Source organism: Pseudomonas sp. SWRI81, from assembly GCF_014268545.1.
In the GTDB taxonomy this organism is placed as follows: domain Bacteria; phylum Pseudomonadota; class Gammaproteobacteria; order Pseudomonadales; family Pseudomonadaceae; genus Aquipseudomonas; species Aquipseudomonas hamedanensis.
Map to the genome: position 1 here is coordinate 71,424 of NZ_JABWQS010000020.1, position 21,757 is coordinate 93,180.

Here is a 21,757-nt window from a genome sequence, read left to right on the forward strand (position 1 = left end):
TATCGCGAGCAGGCTCACTCCTACAGGTGGATGTGTTTCAAATTGTAGGAGTGAGCCTGCTCGCGATGAGGCCATTGCACGCAACATCGATCTACCTGAAACAAGGCCAAACATAAAATCCCGGACTACTTTGTAGGATTCTGAGACATCCTCGCGTTTGGTGATCGGGGAGCTGGCACGTATGATGCTTCACAAACTTCCGCAGATTAGAAGCCTATGTCCCTGATAGTTCTACTGCTTCTGCCATTCATTGGCAGCTGTCTGGCAGCGGTGCTGCCACACAACGCGCGTAATGCCGAATCCCTGCTGGCAGGCCTGGTCGCTCTGATCGGCACCGTTCAGGTCGCGCTGATATACCCGCAGATCGCCCACGGCGGCGTCATTCGCGAAGAGTTCATGTGGTTGCCGAGCCTGGGCCTGAACTTCATTTTGCGCATGGACGGCTTCGCCTGGCTATTCTCGATGCTGGTGCTCGGCATCGGCACACTCGTGTCTTTATATGCCCGTTACTACATGTCGCCGGACGACCCGGTGCCGCGTTTCTTCGCGTTTTTTCTGGCCTTCATGGGCGCCATGCTCGGTCTGGTCATCTCTGGCAACCTTATCCAGATCGTGTTTTTCTGGGAGCTGACCAGCCTGTTCTCATTTCTGCTGATCGGCTACTGGCACCACCGCGCCGACGCCCGGCGTGGCGCCTACATGGCGTTGATGGTCACCGGTGCGGGGGGATTGTGCCTGCTGGCGGGGGTCATGATCCTCGGCCATGTCGTCGGCAGCTATGACCTGGACAAGGTCCTGGCCGCCGGCGAGTTGATTCGCGCACATGCCCTCTACCCTATCCTGCTACCCCTGATCCTGATCGGCGCGCTGAGCAAAAGCGCGCAATTTCCCTTCCACTTCTGGCTGCCCCACGCAATGGCGGCGCCCACCCCCGTTTCGGCGTATCTGCATTCGGCGACCATGGTCAAGGCCGGGGTCTTTCTGCTGGCACGTCTGTGGCCATCGCTGTCCGGCAGTGAAGAATGGTTCTACATCGTCAGCGGGGCCGGTGCCTGTACGCTGTTGCTTGGCGCGTACTGCGCGATGTTCCAGAACGACCTCAAAGGACTGCTGGCGTACTCGACCATCAGCCACCTCGGTCTGATCACGTTGCTGCTGGGTCTGAACAGTCCACTGGCCGCCGTCGCGGCGGTGTTTCACATTCTTAACCATGCCACGTTCAAGGCCTCGCTGTTCATGGCCGCCGGCATCATCGACCACGAAAGCGGCACGCGTGACATCCGTAAGCTCAGCGGTCTGGTCAAACTGATTCCATTCACCGCGACCCTGGCCATGGTCGCCAGCGCCTCGATGGCCGGCGTACCGTTGCTCAATGGTTTCCTGTCGAAAGAGATGTTCTTCGCCGAAACGGTGTTTATCAACGCCACGGCCTGGGTCGAAACCAGCCTGCCGATCGTGGCGACCATCGCCGGCATGTTCAGCGTCGCCTATTCCTTGCGCTTCACCGTCGATGTGTTCTTCGGCCCAACCGCTACCGACCTGCCGCACACGCCGCACGAACCGCCGCGCTGGATGCGCGCACCGGTCGAACTGCTGGTGTTCACCTGCCTGTTGGTGGGGATTTTTCCGGCACAGATTGTCGGGCCGTTGCTCGCCGCTGCGGCGCTGCCTGTGGTCGGTGGCGAATTGCCGGAATACAGCCTCGCTATCTGGCACGGTCTGAACGCGCCGATGATCATGAGCCTGATCGCCATGTCTGGCGGCATCGTGCTTTATCTGTTGTTGCGCAACCAGTTCAAACTCGGCCGTTTCAAGTACCCGCCACTGGTGGGCCGCTTCAACGGCAAGCGCCTGTTCGAGCGCAGTCTGGTGATCATGATGCGCCTGGCCCGACGGGGCGAGCGGCGACTCGGCACCCGACGCCTGCAGATGCAGTTGTTCCTGATGGTCTCGGCAGCGGTGCTTGCCGGCCTGATCCCGATGTTGCACAGCAGCCTGAGCTGGGGCGACCGACCGAAGATACCCGGTTCCATCGTCTTCGTGACGCTCTGGCTACTGGCGATCGCCTGCGCCCTGGGCGCCGCTTGGCAGGCCAAGTATCACCGTCTCGCCGCCCTGACCATGGTCAGCGTCTGCGGGCTGATGACCTGCGTAACCTTCGTCTGGTTCTCCGCGCCGGATCTGGCCCTGACGCAACTGGCGGTCGAAGTGGTCACCACCGTGCTGATTCTGCTCGGCCTGCGCTGGCTGCCGCGGCGGATTGAAGAAGTCTCGCCACTGCCGAGCAGCTTGCGCAAGGCACGCATTCGTCGTCTGCGCGACTTGCTGCTGTCGATAGCCGTGGGCGCTGGCATGGCGCTGCTGTCCTACGCCATGCTCACCCGGCAGACGCCCAACGACATTTCCTCGTTCTACCTCAGCCGCGCCTTGCCTGAAGGCGGCGGCAGCAACGTGGTCAACGTGATGCTGGTGGACTTCCGTGGTTTCGACACCCTCGGCGAAATCACCGTGCTGGTTGCCGTGGCGCTGACCGTATTCGCCCTGCTGCGCCGCTTCCGCCCACCGAAAGAAAGCCTGCAGTTGCCGGCCCAGCAACGCCTGCTCGCACCCGATGTGGTCACCGACCTGGTCAACCCACGCTCGGCCAGCGATACGGCGCTGGGTTTCATGATGGTGCCGGCGGTGCTGGTGCGCCTGTTGCTGCCGATTGCGCTGGTGGTGTCGTGCTATCTGTTCATGCGCGGGCACAACCAGCCAGGTGGCGGTTTTGTCGCCGGGCTGGTGATGTCGGTAGCGTTCATCCTGCAATACATGGTCGCCGGTACGCAGTGGGTCGAGGCGCAAATGAGCCTGCGCCCGCTGCGCTGGATGGGCACCGGGCTGTTGTTTGCCACCGCCACCGGGCTGGGGGCAATGCTGGCCGGCTATCCGTTCCTGACCACCCATACCTGGCATTTCGCATTACCGCTGTTGGGTGATATTCACATCGCCAGTGCGCTGTTCTTCGACATCGGCGTGTACGGCGTGGTGGTGGGTTCAACGCTGTTGATCCTTACCGCCCTCGCCCACCAGTCGGTGCGTGGCCATAAAACCGCATCGCTGCCCAAATCCGTCGCCAGCAAAGGAGCCGTCTGATGGAAGAAGTCATCGCAATCGCCATCGGCATTCTGGCTGCGTCCGGCGTCTGGCTGATCCTGCGGCCACGGACCTTCCAGGTGGTCATGGGCCTGTGCCTGCTGTCGTACGCGGTCAATCTGTTCATCTTCAGCATGGGCAGCCTGTTCATCGGAAAAGAACCGGTGATCAAGGAGGGTGTGACCCAGGACCTGCTGCATTACACCGATCCCCTGCCCCAGGCACTGGTTTTGACTGCGATCGTTATCAGCTTCGCCATGACTGCCCTGTTCCTCGTCGTGCTGCTCGCCTCACGCGGGCTGACCGGCACCGACCACGTCGACGGCCGGGAGCCCAAGGAATGATGGCGATGACTCACCTGATCGCTGCGCCGATTCTGCTGCCGTTGCTGACGGCGGCGATCATGCTGATGCTCGGCGAGCGACACCGGCCGCTGAAAGCGAAAATCAACCTGTTCTCCAGCCTCGTCGGCCTGTTCATTTCGGTGATGCTGCTGCAATGGACGCAAACCACTGGCGTGCCCGGCTCCATCGGCGTGTACCTGCCGGGCAACTGGCAAGCGCCCTTCGGCATCGTGCTGGTGGTCGACCGGTTGTCAGCACTGATGCTGGTGCTGACCGGGATTATCGGTGTCAGCGCCCTGCTGTTTGCCATGGCGCGCTGGGACGGCGCAGGTTCGAGCTTCCACGCCCTGTTCCAGATTCAGCTGATGGGTCTGTATGGCGCGTTTCTGACGGCGGATCTGTTCAACCTGTTCGTGTTCTTCGAGGTACTGCTCGCGGCATCCTACGGTCTGTTGCTGCATGGTTCGGGCCGGGCACGGGTGTCGTCGGGGCTGCATTACATCTCGATCAACCTGCTGGCGTCGTCGCTGTTTCTGATCGGTGCGGCGCTCATCTATGGCGTCACCGGCACCCTGAACATGGCGGATCTGGCGCTGAAGATTCCTCTGGTGCCGGAAGCCGATCGGGGCTTGCTGCACGCGGGTGCAGGGATTCTGGCCGTCGCGTTCCTGGCCAAGGCCGGTATGTGGCCACTCAACTTCTGGCTGGTCCCGGCCTATTCGTCCGCCAGCGCCCCGGTCGCGGCGATGTTCGCAATCATGACCAAGGTCGGCGTCTACACCCTGCTGCGCCTGTGGACGCTGCTGTTCTCGGGACAGGCCGGCGCCTCGGCATTCTTCGGTGGCGACTGGTTGATCTACGGCGGCATGGCGACCATCGCTTGCGCAGCGTTGGCGATTCTCGCCGCACAACGGCTGGAGCGCATGGCCAGCCTGAGCATTCTGGTATCGGCAGGTATTCTATTGTCAGCGATCGGTTTCGCCCAACCGAACCTGATCGGCGCCGCGCTGTTCTATCTGGTCAGCTCGACCCTGGCGTTGAGCGCGCTGTTCCTGCTGGCCGAATTGATCGAACGCTCACGCTCGGCCAACGAAATCCCGCTGGAAGACGAAAGCGAGCTGCTACCGCGCCCGCAGGAGTCGCTGCAACCGCCCAAGGGCATCAACCTCGACGACGAGCAGAAAGCCGTGGTCGGCCAGGTGATCCCATGGACCATGGCGTTTCTCGGCCTCAGCTTCATTGCTTGCGCGCTGTTGATCATCGGCATGCCACCCTTGTCGGGTTTCATTGGCAAGCTCAGCCTGATCGGTGCCCTGCTCAACCCGCGGGGACTGGGCATCGACGCACCGATCTCCAGCGCGGCATGGGCGCTGTTGGCACTGTTGATCCTGTCGGGTCTGGCCTCCTTGATGGCCTTCTCGCGCCTGGGCATCCAGCGTTTCTGGACACCGGAGGAGCGCCCGTCGCCGCTGCTGCGCAAATTCGAATGCGCGCCGATCTTCCTGCTGCTGGGGCTGAGCATTGCGCTGACTTTCAAGGCTGAGCCGCTGCTGCGCTATACCCAGGCGACCGCTGATGCCCTGAACAATCCACAGCAATACGTCATGGCAGTCCTCGGCACCCGCGCTGTACCCGGCCCGGATGCCGCAGCCGCCACGCTGGAGGTGCAACCATGAGGCGTCTGTTTCCCGCGCCCTGGCTGTCGCTGACGCTTTGGGTTCTGTGGCTGACGTTGAACCTGTCAGTCAGTCCGGGCAATTTGCTGCTCGGCGCCGCGCTGGGTTTCGCGGCGCCGTTGATGATGCGCAAATTGCGCCCGAAACGCGCACGCATCCGTCGCCCGGGGACGATTCTGCGTTTGTTCTGTCTGGTCGGCCGTGATGTGGTGATGTCCAACCTGATCGTTGCCTGGGGCGTACTCAATGCCGGGCGCCGACCGCTGCGCCCGGGTTTCGTCAAAGTCCCGCTGGACCTGCGCGATGCCCACGGTCTGGCGACGCTGGCGATGATCTGCACGGTGGTGCCCGGTACGGTCTGGTCAGAGCTGGCACTGGATCGCAGCATCCTGTTGCTGCACGTCTGGGATCTGGATGACGAGGCGCAATTCATCGAACACTTCAAGACCACCTACGAGCGGCCGCTGATGGAGATTTTCGAATGAGCCCATTACTGTCGAACGCAATCCTGCTGACACTGTTCCTGTTTTCGCTGGCGATGGTGCTGACCCTGATCCGCCTGTTCAAAGGCCCTTCCGCCCAGGATCGGGTACTGGCCCTGGATTACCTGTATATCGTCGCCATGTTGATGATGCTGACCCTGGGCATTCGCTACTCCAGCGACACCTATTTCGAAGCAGCGCTGCTGATCGCGCTGTTCGGCTTCGTCGGCTCGTTTGCCCTGGCAAAATTCCTGTTGCGTGGCGAGGTGATCGAATGAGTGCGCCATTGTCTTTGTGGGTCGAGATCCCCGTGGCGATTCTGCTGGTGCTCAGCGGCGTTTTCGCGCTGATCGGCGCCACCGGGCTGTTGCGGATGAAAGACTTCTTCCAGCGCATGCACCCGCCCGCCCTGGCGTCGACGCTGGGTGCCTGGTGCGTGGCGCTGGCCTCCATTATTTGCTTTTCCGCGCTGAAGTCCGGGCCAGTGCTGCATGCTTGGCTGATTCCGATTCTGCTGGCAATCACCGTACCGGTAACCACACTGCTGCTGGCGCGAGCGGCGCTGTTTCGCAAGCGTATGGCGGGGGATGATGTGCCGGCGGAGGTCAGTAGCCGGCGTACCGAAAGTGGTAGCTAAGTCAGATTTTTGTGGTGTCGGTGCAGGCCTCTTCGCGGGCAAGCCCGCTCCCACAGTGATTGTGGGTTTACACAAATTCCGGGGGCAACCCAAGTCCCTGTGGGAGCGGGCTTGCCCGCGAAGAGGCCAGTTCAGCAACCACAAAAATCCGATCTGATCTCAAACCCAGGCAACCGCCAACAACCCCGCCCCCAGTGCCGCACACAGCGGCGAGTACACCCAGGTATCCAGCCGGGCGAACCGTGAATCCTTCACTTCCTTGAAGAAACCTACCAGATTGGAATCGCCAATCGCCCGGGCAAACATTAACAGCGCAATCGCGCTGATGACCCATTGCAGCGCCTTGTGGCTCACCGCCGGTATTCCCCAGCCAACCCGCATACATACCAATACAGCAATCACCAGCAATGCAGCCGCGACTATCAGCGTGAGCCAGCCAGATGGATTGAAGGCCGGTCGCACGGTTTCCACAAAGCCCCGCACCGGCACCTGTGGCACCACCGCCGCTGCCGCCCATTGCCCACCCAGCGCCCAATACACGTGCATCAGACTGATCGCCGCGAAAATACTCACCAGCCATTGAGCCAACACAAAGGTCATGGTTGAAATTCTTGAAAGGGATTTGAACAAACCATCGTAGTCGGATTTTTTGCGCCTGCACGACCGGTCGGCGGTACGCTGCCTTGCACCTCCTATCGCCGGGCGGCTGCACGACCGACGCCAATCATGCAGCCGGAACCACTGTCAGTTCAGACCAGCCGCGACCTTGTCAGCCACATCCTTGGGCAACCATGCCTGCCACACCTGCGGATGTTCCTTCATGAACGCCAGCGCGGCATCCCGAGGCGAGGTGTGCTTCTCACTCATCTGCGCCAGCGCCTTGTTCAGCGGCTCGATCGGGAAATCGACCTTGCTGAAGAATTCGGCTATTTGCGGGTATTGCTTCTGAAAAGGTGTTGAAACACCGATCGACAGCTTCGACGCCAGCGACCGCGTCGGTTTCGGATCGCGATTGTCGGCATCCGTCAGGGTCTTCCACGCCTCGGCATCAAACGGCGGCTCTTGCAGTTGCACCAGTTTGAACTTCCCCAGCAACGGCGTCGGCGACCAGTAATAGAACAACACCGGTTTACCCCGACGAATCGATGAACTGATCTCGGCATCGAGCGCGGCACCCGAGCCGCTGCGAAAGTTGGTGAAATCGTTCTGCAAGCCATAAGCCGTCAGCTTCTGCTTGTTGACCACCTCCGAGGTCCAGCCGATCGGGCTGTTGAGAAAGCGCCCCTTGCCCGGGTTTTCCGGGTCCCTGAACACGTCCTTGTATTGTTTCAGGTCACTGACACTGCGCAGCTCCGGCGCCAGCGGCTTGATGCCCTTGGCCGGGTCGCCCTTGATTACGTACTCCGGCACCCACCAGCCCTCGGTGGCGCCCTTCACGATATCGCCCAGGCTGACAACCTTGCCCTCGGCCTCGGCCTTGATCCACACCGGGCTGCGTCCGGCCCACTCTTCGCCGATGACCTGAATGTCATTGTTGGCCAGCGCGGTTTCCAGGGTGATGGTGGTGCCCGGCAAAGTGTCGGTGGGCAACCCGTAGCCCTTTTCGACGATGATGCGCAGTACATCGGTGATCAGGCTGCCGCTTTCCCAATTCAGGTCGGCAAAATGGATCGGTGCCTGAGCGGCCATCAGCGTTGGCGTTGAAGCCAGCAATGTCCATGCAGCCACACTGGCGGCCAATAACCGTCGAATTCCGTTCATGCATTGCACCTCGTGCTGTCCACAGCAATGACAGGATGGCCTGCCAGACCGCAAGCCTCTGAGTACTCAGTCAACTCACTGTAGCCGAGGTTCCTGCATTTTCAGGGACATGCACTGCGTGACGCTACGATTCAGAATTTTCCTGCAGGATTTGCAGCTCGCGTCTGACCATGCTCGCGTACTCCGCCGGGCGCAATGTATAGATCTGCGCAGCCACCCAGTTCAGCCACGCCCCTTGCAGCTCAGCCTTGGCCGCCAGCAAACGCCGGGCTTCCTGGCGTGCCGTGTCGAGATTGTGCGAATGAAACTGCGCCCTGTTCACTCGCTGGCCTTGAACGTAATCAGCTCGCCCTTGCGCCACTTGGCTGCCTTGGCGGTGACAGCCTTCAAGGTTTTGGTCAGGCCTTCCTGCAACTGTTCGTTTGCGGCGAATACGGTCACCACACTGTGGCCTTCCTTGAACAGGATCGCCTCGCCTTCAGCAGTCGTGACGAAGGCGTAGTCGCCCAGGCCGTAAACCGTCAGTTTGATATCGCGGAAACGAATGTCCAGCTTGCCGCCTTCACGACTGGGCAGGACCGAGGCGCTGAAATGATCGCCGACTTTAAGCTTGAGTCCCGGTTTGTCATCGACCACCAGGGCACTCTCGGTATCGATTTCGGCGACGTAAATGCCTTCTGCGTTTTGCTCGGTGATGTAAACAAAACGTGATTGAAACTGCTTGACCAGCTTTGCGCGTAAATCACCCAGCACAAACAAAGCATGCATATCGAGGTTACTGACTGCCAAAGAAACATCCCCACATCTGAAAAAGCGCGTACGGAAAACGCGCACGGCAAAGAAACGGCCAGGCCGATGGAACTGCCAGATAACTCAAAAATACCCGAAGTGAACAGAGCGCTCATTGATCGCGAGGTTCGTAGACTACTGGATTGTCAGTCATGAAACCCGCCCTGTAGTTCGACAAACCTTGAAGGAAAAAGCCTCAAGAGCGACCAGAGCAAAGCTGACTACGAACTTTAGGGAAATTTCTCACGAAAAAAAGCACTTTTCCGACATATCCCTCGCGAAAAATTGCTTTAGATAAGCCCGGTCGTCAACAAGTATTGGCGATTTTAGAGCAGCGTTCCTCATTACGACTACCCGAACCGACCGGTAAATGCCGGCCGACTGACGAAAAGGACTTCATATGTGCACACTGACTCACTTTGCCATGTTGCCCGACGAACGTGTCACTGCCTCGATGATCATGCAGGCGGCCGACATGGACAACCCGCCAACATCGACCTGGAGCCACCGAACGCCGCGCTTTCGGGTCGTACCCGCCGGCAACGCTTTTTTTCACATCAAGGAAACGTCTACCGGGCTTGTAAGAGGTTTCCGCGAAAACCACAACGAGGCCTGTGCCCTCGCGCGCTGGCTTGAATCAAAAATCGAACTCCATGGCGATGCTTGCCTCAGATAAAGAAGTATCGACAAGCCGTACCGGCGCCCACCGAGGAGTACATGATGGAACTGCCTGCAGAACTGAATCTGACCACCCTATTCGAACAACTGGGCCTGCCTTCGGATGAGGCGTCCATTAATGACTTTGTCGAAGCACATCCACTTGAGCCGGACACCAAACTGATCGATGCGGACTTTTGGGAACCGCAACAGGCGCAGTTACTAAAGGAATGGTTACTCGCCGACGGCGAGGAAGCGCCCATTGTTGATGAACTGAACGTACGCCTGCACCGCGGCAAATAGTACGCTCAGTGCAAGCGGTCGCCCGACTCGATGTTCAGTTGCTCGAGCCAGGCGGCCCTGCATTCTTCTGCTTCACCCCGGCTGGCGAACGCGGTCCCGCGACGCTCGCCGTTGAGCAACACCACCCAGCAGACGCTTTGTCCCCTCGCACGCAGGCCAGCGGGCACGCCGCTGCCAATCATCACTGCAACATCAACCCTGCACTGCACGCCGGCCTCCGAGAAAATAATTAGCTACCTAACTAAGCGGGCAGATTAATGGTTTCCCCGAGACGGAAACAGCAACCGCCGTGCACAGCTTCATTGCGTCAACCGTAACAATCACCTAGCGCGGGTTCTCTGGCCTGTAGCCCAGACGCAAACCACCCCAATGCCTGCCCTTGACCATGATCGGTACCGACAGATCGTGCATCAGCTCGCCCGTATCGCGGGTGTAGGTCTGCAACAGCACCGGTTGCTGGTGACTGCCGCAGCGGATCCCGGTGCGATCGGCAAATTTGCGCTTGGTGCGATTGTTCACCGTGTCGACGGACGCATCCCCGCTCAATGGCTGGCTGAAAACCTGGTTATGCGTAGGCACATACCCTTGCTGCGTGCAGGCAATCGCAAACACCAGCCCTTCATGGCGCCGCAGCAATGGTTCCTGAATCGCAGGCAAAACCTGATCAGTGTAACGGTCGAAGCGGGTCTGGAACTTGGCCGGCTCCGTACCGGGAATCAGCTGATAGTTGCGATCGAAAAGATCGTCCAGGCTGATTCGGCCCTGCTCGACATCCGCTTCGAACCGCGCCGCAATCTGACTCGCACCTTCGCGGGCCAGGTCGTAGACGCGCTGGTGATAGTCGTCCAGCCCCACTTCGGCGAGGCGCTCGCTGATGGTTTCGGCCTGGCCTTCCATTTGCACCGCCGCCTCGGCCAGGCGTCGGGTCTGTTGATCGCTGATCGCCAGATCACTGCGCATCTGCTCGACGGCCTTGAATAAACTGTCGAGCTGCTCGCGATTGGTTTGTGCGCCACGGGCGATCTCGCCGACTTGCCCTTCCACCCCGGCCGCCAGGCGAGCGATATTCTCCAAGTGCTGGCCGGTGCGCTCGACCTGTTCGACGCCGGTGTGCAAATCGCTCGACAACTGGCGAATCTGCTCGACCACCTGCGCAGTGCGCTGCTGGATGTCAGCGACCATTTCACCCACCTCACCCGTCGCCGACGCCGTGCGCGCCGCCAACCCGCGCACTTCATCCGCCACCACCGCAAAACCACGACCATGCTCGCCGGCCCGCGCCGCTTCTATCGCCGCGTTCAAGGCCAGCAGATTGGTCTGGCTGGCGATCGATTGAATCACCAGGGTCACTCGCTGGATATCGTCACTGCGCACGCTCAACGCCTCGATCAGTTCGCGGCTGGCATTGGCACGCTGGCTGAGCTGATGCATGCGCGAAATCGAATCAATCAGTTCGTTGCGCCCCGCCGCGCTGCTCTGATGCGCCTCGCTGGCCGCCTCCAGGGCTTCGCGGCTGAGCTGCGACGTCGCGTGCTCGGTGGCAATCATCACCTCGGCGTTACTGACGATCCGTGCCGCCGCATCAAGTTGCGATTGCAGCTTGCTCGCCAGCGCCTTGACCGAAAATGCGACACCGGCCGCCGACAGCGCGTTATGGCTGGTGGTGCAGGAAAGGTCTCGGGTCAGCTCGGCGATGGCACTGCCGGTATCGACAGGCGCGGCCTCGGGGGTGGCGCGGGAACGCAAGCGCGGCAGCCAGACAATCAGCATCGCCAACGGCATGCCGACGTACAACGACCAATCAGCCAGCGTCGTGGCGGCCAGCAACAGCATCAGGGCGATGCTTTGCAAGGTCGGAGCGATCCAGCGGTTTTTCGGCAAAAGCACTGGTGCAGGCAGAGCCGCAACCAGAGATCCGTCTCTCGTCATCTTCATCACCCCACGCTTGTTCTCATTGTTGTGACTGCATTAAACGCCACTACAACGCCATTATCCATGGTCCGTTAGTCGTGGGGCTGTGGCAGGTCAATGGAACGGCGCAGGATTGCTGCAGACGAGCAAAAGCAAAGATCGCAGCCGCCGGCAACCCATGTGGGGCTGCCGACGGCTGCGATCTTTTCGGGGTAGTCCCTATTCAGGAACTACCGCACAGAATCAGGCCTGACGCTGGTGCTTGTCGATCTGCTCGTGACGCTCTTGAGCTTCGATGCAGTATTTGGTGGTCGGGCTGATCAGCAGGCGCTTCAGGCCGATGGCCTCGCCGCTGTCGTCACACCAGCCAAAGCTGTCGTCCTTGATGCGCTCAAGGGCTTGTTCCAGTTGCGGCAGCATGCGCTGGTCGCGATCGATCGCGTTGACCAGCCAGGTGCGCTCTTCTTCAACCGAAGCCGCGTCCGCCGGGTCAGCCGGGGTGTCCAGGCTTTCGATGGCGATACGATTTTGCTCAATGCGCTCGTGGGTTTCGACTTTCATGTTCTGCAACAGCTCAGTGAAGAAAGCGTGTTGCTCTGCATTCATGTAGTCATCTGCCGGCATAGCCAGCAACTTGTCCTTTGTCATTGATATCTCTATAAAAAAACGTGCATTAAGGCGAATTAGGGAGCGTTTCGGCGATCCGTGTCCGGTCGACGAAAAGGCATCGTTTATTGCAAACGCCACCCGGCACTCAATTTACGAAGGGGCGGCAGTCTAAGGCCCGATTGAGGCCTCAGCAACTCTAAATACGGGAATTTGTCCGACACAGCCCGGAAACTGCTCTGACACGAGCGTCGCAGCGGTCATCGGAGTGCGTTTATAGCAAGAAATTCAGTCCAGCGGCGTTATATAGAAGACAAACGGCTAACTGCGCCGCGCCTGAGCGCGAAATTTTCCGCGGTCGGTGCATCGTTTCAGCACAGCAGACCCCGCACAGCCCCACTACTATCAGGCCCAACGTGCGATCAATCAGCCTGAAGGATGCCTTATGCCCCGCCCCGATCTGTCGGCCACCGACGAGGTTTCGCTCGCCAGCCCCCCGATCAATGCCGAGCGCTTGCTGCAACTGATCAGCGACGAATATGAAGCCCTCCCGCGTCAACTCAAACGCGTCGCCAGCTATATGAGCCAGCAGAGCGACCGGATCATGGTTGACCGCATCAGCGACATCGCGCGCGAGTGCGAAGTCCATCCGTCCGCCATCGTGCGATTCTCGCAACGCTTCGGTTTCAGCGGCTTCAGCGAAATGCAGTCGCTGTTTCGCAGTGCCTACACCAACAAAGCCTCGCCGGTGCAAAACTACCAGCAGCGCATTCGCAGCATGATCGCCAACCAGACACAAAAGGCCAGCGACGGCGACCTCGCCCGCGAGTGCATTGATGCCACTCGCTCAGGCATCGAGCGCCTGGGCCGCGAACTCGACGACAGCGCCTTCGAAAAAGCCGTCAACCTCATCACCCACGCCGAGAACATTTATGTGATTGGCGTGCGTCGCTCCTTCGCCGTGGCCGACTACCTCGTTTACAACCTGCAACACACCGAGAAACGCATCCACCTGGTTTCGGGCCTCGGCGGCAGCTATCGGGAGCAAATGCGCAGCGTACGCGCCAATGACCTGGTCATCGCCATCAGTTTCGTACCTTACGCCAAGGAAACCCGGCACTGCCTGCGCTTCGCCCGTCAGCAACAGGCCAACACGCTGATACTCACCGACAGCGCGCTCTCGCCGCTGGCAAAACTGGCCGACAGCGTGCTGCTGGTCAACGAAGGCAGCGCCCTCGCCTTTCGTTCACTGAGCGCGACGCTGTGCCTGTGTCAGGCATTGTTTGTCGCGGTGGCGTATCGGTTGGGACTGAATGTCGATGAGATTCACGAACAGGCTGGATTCGATGACTGACAATTGCCGCCGGCTCGGCTAGGTTATGTGTCCCACCGATTCGACTTGAAGGAACGCGTCATGAAACTGATCGGCATGCTCGACTCCCCTTACGTGCGCCGCGTGGCCATCTCAGCCAAATGCCTGGGCATCGACCTGGAACACGAGTCGGTCTCGGTGTTCCGGCATTTTGAGCAATTCCAGCAGATCAACCCGGTGGTCAAAGCGCCAACGTTGGTCCTCGACGACGGCCTCGTGTTGATGGATTCCACCCTCATCCTCGACTACCTCGAAAGTGCTTGCGGCAGGAGCCTGTTGCCGACTGAATTGACCCGGCGCGCGCAAGCCTTGCGCCTGATCGGCCTGAGCCTCGCCGCGTGCGAAAAATCCGTGCAGCTCTACTACGAACGCAACCTGCGTCCGGCCGACATTCAATATCAACCTTGGGTTGAGCGCGTTGAAGGCCAACTCGCCGCCGCATTTACTGCACTGGAAAAAGAACTTGAGCACAGTGCCTTGCCCGAGGATGGCTCGCTCGCCCAGGACGGCATCAGCCTGGCGGTCGCGTGGAGCTTCACCGCACTGGTCGTGCCAGATCAGATCGATGCCACGCGCTATCCGCGTATCGCCCATTACACCGCTTACGCTGAAGGCACCGGCGCGTTCATCAGCACGCCGATGAACTGAGCATGAGCACCACCGACACCGCCGCCCCGGCGTTAAAAGAGATTTTCAACGCCGAACGTCTGCAGCACATCGCTACCGAGACGGCCGCCGTCTACCCGGCGTTTAAAACCGAGGCGTTCCTCAAGCATGCCAGTCACGGCCTGGCCGAGCTATCGGTAATGCAACGCATGGCCCGCGTCGCCGAAAGCCTGCACGCCGTGCTGCCGCTGAATTACGAAGATTCCCTCGATGTATTACGCGCACTCGCGCCACGGCTGAACAGCGGATTCGTCAGCATGTGCCTGCCGCACTACGTCGCCAGCTACGGCGGGCATGCGTTCGAAACGTCCATGCAAGCCCTGAAGTACTTCACCACCTTCGGCTCCTCTGAATTCGCCATCCGCCACTTTCTGCGCACGGACCTTGAACGCTCGCTGGAATTGATGCACGACTGGACCCGAGACGAAAACCACCACGTCCGCCGCCTCGCCAGCGAAGGCAGCCGCCCTCGCCTGCCATGGTCGTTTCGACTGGAGACGGTGCAGGCGAATCCGCAATTGGCCGCCGGGATACTGGATCGACTGAAAGCGGATGAGAGTTTGTATGTGCGCAAGTCCGTGGCGAATCATTTGAATGACATAACCAAGGTACACCCGGAGTGGGTGCTGAATGCGGTTGAAGGGTGGTCGCTGGAGAACAGGCACACGGCCTGGATCGCCAGGCATGCGTTGCGCAGTTTGATCAAGCAGGGCGACCTGCGGGCGCTGACGATCATTGGCGCGGGGGCGAAGGCCGAAGTTCAGTTGCTGGATTTGACGGTCACGCCGACTGCAGTTCGGCTGGGCGAGACAATTACTTTATCGTTCACGGTCAAGTCGACGGTGGCACATGAGCAGAAGTTGGTGATTGATTATGCGATTGACTATGTAAAGTCGAATGGCAGTGTTTCGAGGAAGGTGTTCAAGTTGAAGACGTTGGCGTTGCTGGGGTATGGCGAGGAACGCGTGAAGCGCAGTCAGCAGATCAAGGACTTTACGACGCGCAAGCATTTTGCCGGGCGACATGCTGTGCAGGTGATGGTGAATGGGGAGGTATTGGCTAACGCCGCATTCAGCGTTCTGACCTGAGGCCTATCAGGAGGAGTGAAGGTTGCCCCCACTCCCCTCGTCGTCACGCCACTGCCGCAGTGCGTGTTCTGGAGCGCCAGGCAAAAGCCAATACCATCAGCAGGCCCAGAGCGGCCATCGCCGCGCCGGCCAGGGAAATTGACGGATAACCCAACCCGGCGTTGATCACCGCTCCGCCCAGCGCCGCACCGATCGCGTTGCCAAAGTTGAAGGCACCGATATTCACCGCAGAGGCGAGATTGGGCGCGTCCTTGGCAGCGTCCATCACTCGCATCTGCAGCGGCGGCACCAGGGCGAAGCTGGCGATACCCCAGATCAGGATGGCAACAGCGGCTGGCAGCGGCCAGCGCATCAGGAGCGTAAACGCCAGCAAGACCAGAATCAGCGCACTCAGCGAGACGATCAGGGTGCGATCGATCGAGCGGTCGGCAGCCTTGCCGCCCCACATGTTGCCCAGCGTCAACCCCACACCGAACAGCACCAGCATGGCGGTGACGTAAGCGGTGGAAGCGTGGGTCTCGCTGCTGAGAATCGGTGCGATGTAAGTGAAGACGGTAAACATGGCACTTGATCCGACGACGGTCAGGGCCAGCGCTGCCAGCACCGGCCCTCGGCCCAGTACGCGAATTTCCGCCAGCGCACCCACACTTTGTGGTGCCTTCAAGTTGGGCAGGGCGAACCACAAGGCAGCCATGGTCAACACGCCGAGGCCGGTAATCCCCCAAAATGCCGTGCGCCAACCGAACAGCTCGCCAAACCAGGCGGCCAGCGGTACACCGCCAATGGTCGCCAGGGTCAGGCCCATGAACATCGCCGCGACGGCGCCGGCACGTTTCTCTGGCGCGACCACACTGGCGGCGACAATGGAGCCAACGCCAAAGAACGCACCGTGGTTCAGTGAAGTCACCACCCTGGCGATCATGAGGCTGTAGTAATCGGTCGCCAGGGCTGACATCAGATTGCCCAGGGTGAAAATCGCCATGAGTCCGATCAGCAGGTAGCGCCGGGGAATCCTGCCGGTGGTCAGCGTCATCAGCGGCGCGCCGAGCAGTACGCCCAAGGCGTAAGCACTGACCAACAGACCCGCAGCAGGAATGGAAACGCCGAGATCGGCAGCGATGCCGGGCAACATGCCCATGGGCGCAAACTCGGTCACGCCGATGCCAAAGGCACCGATGGCGAGTGCAACAAGGGGTGGATTGATACGCATGGAAATCTCCTCATCTATGCCGCCAATGCTACGATCCATCGTTTTCAGGCGGTAGATAGCGATTTTGGCAATCACCTTTGCGCAAGGGGCACAAATGGACTTCAACGGCAGGTCAGGTGAAATGAGCGTATTCGTCACCGTGGCCAGGGAAGGCAGCCTGTCGGCTGCTGCGCGTGCATTGGGGCTGACACCCTCGGCGGTCAGCCGGATCATTGCCCGCGCCGAACAGCGTCTCGGCACGCGCTTGTTGTTACGCACCACCCGAGCGATCACTTTCACCGCCGAGGGCGAGGCGTTCCTGCGCGGCGCGCGGCGCATTCTGGCCGACATGGACGAGGTCGAAGAAGCCATCGCCGATCAGGGCGTGCCCAAGGGCCGGTTGCGGGTCAGCGCCGCACTTGGCCATGGGCGGCTGGCGATCGTTCCGCTGGTCGCCGACTTCAGCGCGCGCTACCCGAACATCGTCGTTGACCTCAGCCTCGGTGACGAAGTGGTCGACATCCTCGCTGGTCAGGCGGACGTGGCGGTGCGCTTTGGTCACCTGCCCGACAGCCCCCTAACCGCACGCCGGATCGGCCATACCGGTCAAATCGTGGTGGCGTCGCCCGACTATCTGCGGCGGCACGGCACCCCAAACGAACCGGAGGACCTGCTCCAGCACAACTGCCTGCGCTTCAATTTCCGGCGCGCCGAACCCGACTGGCCGTTTGTCCGCGACGGAAAAGAATTCTCGCTGAAGGTCAATGGCAACATCGAATGCTCCAGTGGTGAAGCACTGGCCCAATTTGCCAGAGCCGGTGCCGGCATTGCGCGCATTGGCGAGTTCAGCGTGAGAGAGGATTTGCAGCGCGGCGACTTGATACCGCTGCTCGAAGACTGCAACCCCGGCGACCAGGAGCCGATTCACGCGGTGTTCGTGGGTGGCTTGGCAATGCCAGCGCGGGTGCGGTTGTTCGTGGATTTCTTGCTGGAACATCACCGGATGTAAGCGGTGATGGCCACGAGCCGACGTCACGGGTAGGCGCTTATAGCAATCATCATTCAAGCGTCGCCACACCGTTTCAAAGTCTTCGCCATGACGATCGTACGTTCCGATTGATGGAATTCGTCGCGGATCTTTTTAAAGCCAAGCGAAGCATAGAAGCCTTCTGCCGTGATTGAAGAGGGAACGCAGACGTGTTCTAGCCCCCAGCCCAAGGCGATTGATTGAATCCTCTGCATCAAACGCCTTCCAATCCCCCTTCCTTGATAGAGCGGGTCGACAAACACGCTTCGAACAACGTTGTCATCGAGACTGGCCGTGGCAACGATACGACTGTCGATAACAGCCACCAGCACGTGACGCCCGGTCATCCGATGGAGGACCGCTGCTGGTGAAAAATCTTGAACCAGTTGATCGATGATGTCGGATGAATAGTCCTGGGCATTTGATTCACGCAGCGCGTCAACGATCGTTCTACTGATAGCCGGCGCATCCGCATTCGTTGCGTTTCGAATCTGAACGTCCATCACGTAGCTCCTTGCGTGCGCGCCGCCCATTCAGGGCACATGACTTATCGCTACCAATTCCCCATACGTATAGCGCTTGCGTCAGTGCACGACTACCCATAAACCCATGTTGAATCGACGTATTCCAGTCAATGAAATCAGCTAATCGCCAGCATAGGGGACGATCATGAACACTACGGCAATTCCTGAGGGTTTCGCTCCGTTTACCCGCTCCAGTCCGTTGCTTGATTTGCTTGGCCCGATTTACGCGAAGGGCCATGGATTGCAATTGGAGCTGGGATTGCTCACCGACTCACGACATGCCAATGGCCGGGGCACCTTGCATGGCGGTGTACTGGCGACATTAGCGGATGTCGGCATGGGCTACGCCATGGCCTTTTCCAGCGACCCTCCGCAGCCATTGATCACGGCGAGCATGACGCTCGATTATCTTGGCGCAGTACAAATCGATGAGTGGCTGGTGGTGCGTCTTGAGTTCTCCAGGAAAGGACGTCAACTGGCGTTTGCCGCCGTCAGTTTGCATGTCGGCGAGCGAACAGTTGCGCGCGCCAGTGCGGTGTTTGCTGTGCCCGTGAGTTGAAAGGCTTGTCCGTCAAGGTGGTTGTGATTGATGAGCACGACGATGTCAGAATCATTTCCCTGCTGCAGAGGGCTACCAACTTCCGTAGGGGATACCGAATTTCTCGATATAGCGCTTGGACTTTTCGCTTACGGGATACGCGTAGCGCCCTTGATTCTTACCTTGGCTAGGCCCTAGCGGTTCGATCTCTGCCTGTGCTCTCGCGACTTTGACGGGATGGTGGCACGAGTCTCTGACCCAGACTTGGACGACACCACCTGGCGCCAAACCCAAGTAAATAGACGCGTTATAACGCCCCTTTTGTTCGGGTGTTTTCACGCAGCGCTGGTTTACAGACTCAAGCATGAGTTGCCTGGCTTCTTCGGGAATATCCACCCAGACCTTATACGTCTGCGGTTCAACAATGGACTGCCACCGGACATAGATCCGTTTGGGAAGATCCGCGCCAACAACTGCCTTTCCGGTGCTTCCAACACCGTGCCAACCGCGGGCGGAGTCTGTGCCGTCTTCGGGTTGGCCCCCTGAAGCGGATCCACCGCCGGTGCGTAAGAACGTGTCGCCCTTGACGTCTTCTACGGCGGTATCTTCTACCCAAACCTTCATGTAATCAGGTTCGGTGAACGCCAGCTCCCACCATGGAGATCTAGGATCATTTCTTGTGGAAAGTGGATCGGCGTGACAGCCAGTCATGAAGATCGCACAGAGCAGACTTGGAAGTAGTCTCATCAGAAAAGTGTCCAATCGGGTACGTGTGGATGTTGCACGCGTATGCCGTCAGGTGTGGGCGCATTGATGTACACCGCTTTCACACCGCCTCCATCTCTCCTGCCTAGCGGATGGTTCCAGTTTGCAGAAACATGAATGTATTTGAGTTTGAGCATGTGCTCCTCTTCTGGCGTGGTGCTGTAGTCACCGGCAACAAATCGATCACACAAAGCCTGAAGCTCTGCCGGAAGTGCCAGATCAGGCGTGTCTGAAATGTCATTAAAACGAACGCCTTTATCTTTTGCCATTTTATGCATCACGCGCAGATAGATTCGGGACAGCATGCCACTAACCGGGCGTTTGAGCTGTACAGCGGCATACACATGTTTGACACGTGGGCTCATCCGGTCTTGCGGGCTTCTCGGCATCACCAGTGCAGGAGGCGTTACGATTTCCAGCATCTCAGCAGGCCAGCCGTTTGCTAGCCATCGATTTCTTACTAACACCGCATCGCGGTAAATAGACGTGGAGAGAACATCAGTATGCAGTGAGACTTCCAATGCTTGCATAGGACTGACAAGCACACATTCCTGAGCTTCGTCGAGGTAACTACCGCCTATATCGGAGTGAACGCCCGGCAGAGTAATCTCTAGATGAGCTGGCTTCACGCGGTTTAGGGCAAAATTGCCTCGGCACTCATCGCGAGCAACCAAATGGACGACGTCGGTAAAAAAACGACGAACCAGATAGAGTTTGATGCCCGTTGCAATTGGACTTTTCACATTGCCGAGATTGGACCAACCAGCGATTGACGGAACTGTATCGAATAACCCGATAAACCCCATTCTGATGTCGCCATCGTATTGATCGTTGAAAGTCCTGCTGAACGCTTCAGAATGACTCCGTAGCACTTCACCCAAGGGGCCTTGTTTGCCACGCACTACCTGATTGGCAAAGTGGCGAGCGGCGGCTGCACCCCGGCTGAATCCAAAGCTGTCAAAGGTCAGCGAAGTCACTTCGCTACCCGGGTTATCCTCCAAGAGCTCTTTAATACGTAATCCAATCGATTCAAACGAAGACTGGACCCGACTTGCAACTCCGGTATCACCTCGTCCCGTGCCACCTCCGAAGGGACTATCTTTCTCCCCCGCGCGAGTGCCAATACCATCCACATAAATCATACGGGCAGCTTGCTTTCGGAGGCCCTCACCTTCGGCCCTCTCCGGGGCATCATAGAGCTCACTCAGTTTTCTAATATTCGTCGGGCCCGCTCCATAGCTACTGTCCGGGTCACTCATATAAGGCTGGCAACTCGCAGGAATATCCTGCGGTGCAATCGGATGCTGCGCACCACACAACAACCCCGCAGCCGAGTTATTCGCATTATTGCCCGTCCCATCAAAGAACACCCCAATCCTCAGCGCGATGCCAATTTTCTCAGGCGCGCGCGCGGGCTCTTTCCCATGTTTCTCATACTCCGCCCAACGCTGGGCATGAATATCGACGGGTTTGGCTTCTTCGTAGCGGTAGTTTTTCGGCGGGTTTGGAACGTAACCACTCAATCCTTGATTCCTTGTTCTGATCCTTGAACGGCGCGAAGGGTGACAGCCGGGGCCGGGCGGTGCAAGCCGTGGCTGTGTGCCAGCCGTGGCAGCGGCGTGGGTTACGACGAGGGTTCGCCCTCGTCGCGTTGGCGGTTATTTGGCGATTTCGACGTTATCCAGTGCCTGATTCACGGCGATTTCGCCAAGCATCACGACCTGGGCGATGCCCAGCAGGGTTTTGCGGCGCGGGTTGTCGAGCAGCGCGGCGAAGTCGTAGAGCATGGTGGTGGCCGAGCCGAGTGATTCACTGGCGTTGGCGAGCAGTGATTCGGTGTCGTATTGCGGGTTGGCGAGGAACATCGGTTCCGGGGCGCTGGTGCTGGCGAGGATGTCGGCGGGGCCGAGGTGATGGTCGAGGGCGCGCTCGGCGGCTTCGTGAAGTTTTTTTGAATCGAGGGATTCGTAGGGGGATGCCGGATCTGTTTGTGGCGGGTTGGGTGTGACTTTGAACATGGTGAGCTCCTGATTCTTCATATGAAGCGACCCCCATCACTTGCAGATAATGGGTGGCAGCTATGTGCGGGTCTGCAAGACCGGGAAATCAGGAACCCGGCAGACCCGAAGGTCTCCCGCACAGAGCCGCCATTAAGCGGACACGAACGAGCGTCCTATGGCAGGGCTATGCGTCTGATTTTCCGGCGGGCTTGCAGACCCCATCACTGATGGCAGTGACGGGAACCAAGTTACGGAGGGCGTGCCAGACGCACAAGCCGGCGGATTCT

General features: G+C 59.3%; 25 protein-coding genes. 13 read left to right on the forward strand and 12 right to left on the reverse strand.

Translation table 11 applies throughout. The features are described from left to right. The first annotated feature begins 216 nt into the window (after nucleotides 1-216). From HU765_RS14740 to HU765_RS14765, 6 genes are read left to right on the forward strand one after another with little or no spacing between them, the layout of a single operon-like run. On the forward strand, nucleotides 217-3,135 hold the full coding sequence (locus HU765_RS14740; RefSeq protein ID WP_186621370.1) for a monovalent cation/H+ antiporter subunit A: 2,919 nt from the start codon (nucleotides 217-219) through the stop codon (nucleotides 3,133-3,135). Further along, complete coding sequence (locus tag HU765_RS14745) at nucleotides 3,135-3,479, forward strand: Na+/H+ antiporter subunit C (RefSeq protein WP_150647313.1); 345 nt, start codon at nucleotides 3,135-3,137, stop codon at nucleotides 3,477-3,479. The genes HU765_RS14740 and HU765_RS14745 overlap by 1 nt, the downstream gene beginning before the upstream one ends. Continuing rightward, nucleotides 3,476-5,155, forward strand: a complete 1,680-nt coding sequence (locus HU765_RS14750) for a monovalent cation/H+ antiporter subunit D (protein ID WP_186621371.1) — start codon at nucleotides 3,476-3,478, stop codon at nucleotides 5,153-5,155. Before HU765_RS14745 ends, HU765_RS14750 begins: the two co-directional genes overlap by 4 nt. Next, nucleotides 5,152-5,640 carry a Na+/H+ antiporter subunit E gene (locus tag HU765_RS14755; protein WP_186621372.1) on the forward strand — a complete coding sequence of 163 codons (489 nt, stop codon included), beginning with the start codon at nucleotides 5,152-5,154 and terminating at the stop codon, nucleotides 5,638-5,640. The genes HU765_RS14750 and HU765_RS14755 overlap by 4 nt, the downstream gene beginning before the upstream one ends. After that, nucleotides 5,637-5,915 (forward strand): K+/H+ antiporter subunit F, encoded by a 279-nt coding sequence (locus HU765_RS14760; protein WP_003225959.1) that lies wholly within the window; start codon nucleotides 5,637-5,639, stop codon nucleotides 5,913-5,915. The genes HU765_RS14755 and HU765_RS14760 overlap by 4 nt, the downstream gene beginning before the upstream one ends. Next, nucleotides 5,912-6,274: a Na+/H+ antiporter subunit G gene (locus tag HU765_RS14765; RefSeq protein WP_186621373.1), complete on the forward strand. Its 363-nt coding sequence runs from the start codon at nucleotides 5,912-5,914 to the stop codon at nucleotides 6,272-6,274. The genes HU765_RS14760 and HU765_RS14765 overlap by 4 nt, the downstream gene beginning before the upstream one ends. A gap of 159 nt (nucleotides 6,275-6,433) precedes the next feature. On the opposite strand, the gene HU765_RS14770 is transcribed toward HU765_RS14765, so the two are convergent. From HU765_RS14770 to HU765_RS14785, 4 genes are all read right to left on the reverse strand, one after another. Beyond that, on the reverse strand, nucleotides 6,434-6,874 hold the full coding sequence (locus HU765_RS14770) for a DUF3995 domain-containing protein (protein ID WP_186621374.1): 441 nt from the start codon (nucleotides 6,872-6,874) through the stop codon (nucleotides 6,434-6,436). 144 nt (nucleotides 6,875-7,018) lie between these two features. Beyond that, the gene (locus HU765_RS14775; protein WP_186621376.1) at nucleotides 7,019-8,035 is read right to left on the reverse strand and encodes an ABC transporter substrate-binding protein; all 1,017 of its coding nucleotides are present in this window, start codon (nucleotides 8,033-8,035) and stop codon (nucleotides 7,019-7,021) included. A 124-nt stretch (nucleotides 8,036-8,159) separates the two neighbouring features. Then, nucleotides 8,160-8,357 carry a hypothetical protein gene (locus tag HU765_RS14780; RefSeq protein ID WP_186547793.1) on the reverse strand — a complete coding sequence of 66 codons (198 nt, stop codon included), beginning with the start codon at nucleotides 8,355-8,357 and terminating at the stop codon, nucleotides 8,160-8,162. Then, on the reverse strand, nucleotides 8,354-8,803 hold the full coding sequence (locus tag HU765_RS14785) for a hypothetical protein (protein WP_186621378.1): 450 nt from the start codon (nucleotides 8,801-8,803) through the stop codon (nucleotides 8,354-8,356). Before HU765_RS14785 ends, HU765_RS14780 begins: the two co-directional genes overlap by 4 nt. 475 nt (nucleotides 8,804-9,278) lie before the next feature. Here HU765_RS14785 and HU765_RS14790 point away from each other — a divergent pair, with 475 nt between their 5' ends. Then, nucleotides 9,279-9,500 (forward strand): hypothetical protein, encoded by a 222-nt coding sequence (locus tag HU765_RS14790; RefSeq protein ID WP_238344709.1) that lies wholly within the window; start codon nucleotides 9,279-9,281, stop codon nucleotides 9,498-9,500. Nucleotides 9,501-9,544: 44 nt separating this feature from the next. After that, complete coding sequence (locus HU765_RS14795; protein WP_186621380.1) at nucleotides 9,545-9,784, forward strand: DUF2789 family protein; 240 nt, start codon at nucleotides 9,545-9,547, stop codon at nucleotides 9,782-9,784. A gap of 5 nt (nucleotides 9,785-9,789) precedes the next feature. Here the strand turns inward: HU765_RS14795 and HU765_RS14800 are convergent, their stop codons facing one another. The 3 genes from HU765_RS14800 to HU765_RS14810 form a co-directional block, all read right to left on the reverse strand. Beyond that, nucleotides 9,790-9,993, reverse strand: a complete 204-nt coding sequence (locus tag HU765_RS14800; RefSeq protein ID WP_186547799.1) for a hypothetical protein — start codon at nucleotides 9,991-9,993, stop codon at nucleotides 9,790-9,792. 115 nt (nucleotides 9,994-10,108) lie between these two features. Then, nucleotides 10,109-11,713 (reverse strand): methyl-accepting chemotaxis protein, encoded by a 1,605-nt coding sequence (locus HU765_RS14805; protein WP_186621420.1) that lies wholly within the window; start codon nucleotides 11,711-11,713, stop codon nucleotides 10,109-10,111. Nucleotides 11,714-11,938: 225 nt separating this feature from the next. Next, nucleotides 11,939-12,343: a TraR/DksA family transcriptional regulator gene (locus HU765_RS14810; RefSeq protein ID WP_016775095.1), complete on the reverse strand. Its 405-nt coding sequence runs from the start codon at nucleotides 12,341-12,343 to the stop codon at nucleotides 11,939-11,941. A gap of 403 nt (nucleotides 12,344-12,746) precedes the next feature. On the opposite strand from HU765_RS14810, the gene HU765_RS14815 reads away from it, so the two are divergent. The 3 genes from HU765_RS14815 to HU765_RS14825 are packed head-to-tail and all read left to right on the forward strand — an operon-like array spanning nucleotide 12,747 to nucleotide 15,427. Beyond that, nucleotides 12,747-13,655 (forward strand): MurR/RpiR family transcriptional regulator, encoded by a 909-nt coding sequence (locus HU765_RS14815; protein ID WP_186621381.1) that lies wholly within the window; start codon nucleotides 12,747-12,749, stop codon nucleotides 13,653-13,655. 60 nt (nucleotides 13,656-13,715) lie between these two features. After that, the gene (locus HU765_RS14820; RefSeq protein WP_186621382.1) at nucleotides 13,716-14,321 is read left to right on the forward strand and encodes a glutathione S-transferase; all 606 of its coding nucleotides are present in this window, start codon (nucleotides 13,716-13,718) and stop codon (nucleotides 14,319-14,321) included. A 2-nt stretch (nucleotides 14,322-14,323) separates the two neighbouring features. Then, nucleotides 14,324-15,427, forward strand: a complete 1,104-nt coding sequence (locus HU765_RS14825; RefSeq protein WP_186621383.1) for a DNA alkylation repair protein — start codon at nucleotides 14,324-14,326, stop codon at nucleotides 15,425-15,427. Nucleotides 15,428-15,470: 43 nt separating this feature from the next. Here HU765_RS14825 and HU765_RS14830 read toward each other — a convergent pair whose 3' ends face one another. After that, nucleotides 15,471-16,637, reverse strand: coding sequence for an MFS transporter (locus HU765_RS14830; RefSeq protein WP_186621384.1), 1,167 nt, complete (start codon nucleotides 16,635-16,637; stop codon nucleotides 15,471-15,473). 94 nt (nucleotides 16,638-16,731) lie between these two features. Here HU765_RS14830 and HU765_RS14835 point away from each other — a divergent pair, with 94 nt between their 5' ends. Continuing rightward, nucleotides 16,732-17,625, forward strand: coding sequence for a LysR family transcriptional regulator (locus tag HU765_RS14835; protein WP_186621385.1), 894 nt, complete (start codon nucleotides 16,732-16,734; stop codon nucleotides 17,623-17,625). 53 nt (nucleotides 17,626-17,678) lie between these two features. Here the strand turns inward: HU765_RS14835 and HU765_RS14840 are convergent, their stop codons facing one another. Then, nucleotides 17,679-18,146: a GNAT family N-acetyltransferase gene (locus HU765_RS14840; protein ID WP_186621387.1), complete on the reverse strand. Its 468-nt coding sequence runs from the start codon at nucleotides 18,144-18,146 to the stop codon at nucleotides 17,679-17,681. Nucleotides 18,147-18,312: 166 nt separating this feature from the next. Between HU765_RS14840 and HU765_RS14845 the strand changes: the two genes are divergently transcribed. Beyond that, nucleotides 18,313-18,726, forward strand: a complete 414-nt coding sequence (locus HU765_RS14845; protein WP_186621390.1) for a PaaI family thioesterase — start codon at nucleotides 18,313-18,315, stop codon at nucleotides 18,724-18,726. A 72-nt stretch (nucleotides 18,727-18,798) separates the two neighbouring features. Here the strand turns inward: HU765_RS14845 and HU765_RS14850 are convergent, their stop codons facing one another. From HU765_RS14850 to HU765_RS14860, 3 genes are all read right to left on the reverse strand, one after another. Further along, the gene (locus HU765_RS14850; protein WP_186547817.1) at nucleotides 18,799-19,452 is read right to left on the reverse strand and encodes a DUF2931 family protein; all 654 of its coding nucleotides are present in this window, start codon (nucleotides 19,450-19,452) and stop codon (nucleotides 18,799-18,801) included. Further along, a complete protein-coding gene (locus tag HU765_RS14855) occupies nucleotides 19,452-20,993 on the reverse strand; it encodes a DUF2235 domain-containing protein (RefSeq protein WP_186621392.1) in 1,542 nt (513 codons plus the stop codon). The genes HU765_RS14850 and HU765_RS14855 overlap by 1 nt, the downstream gene beginning before the upstream one ends. Nucleotides 20,994-21,128: 135 nt before the next feature. Next, entirely contained in the window at nucleotides 21,129-21,488 is a 360-nt protein-coding gene (locus HU765_RS14860) for a DUF6124 family protein (protein ID WP_186621394.1), read from the reverse strand. Between the last annotated feature and the right edge of the window lie 269 nt (nucleotides 21,489-21,757).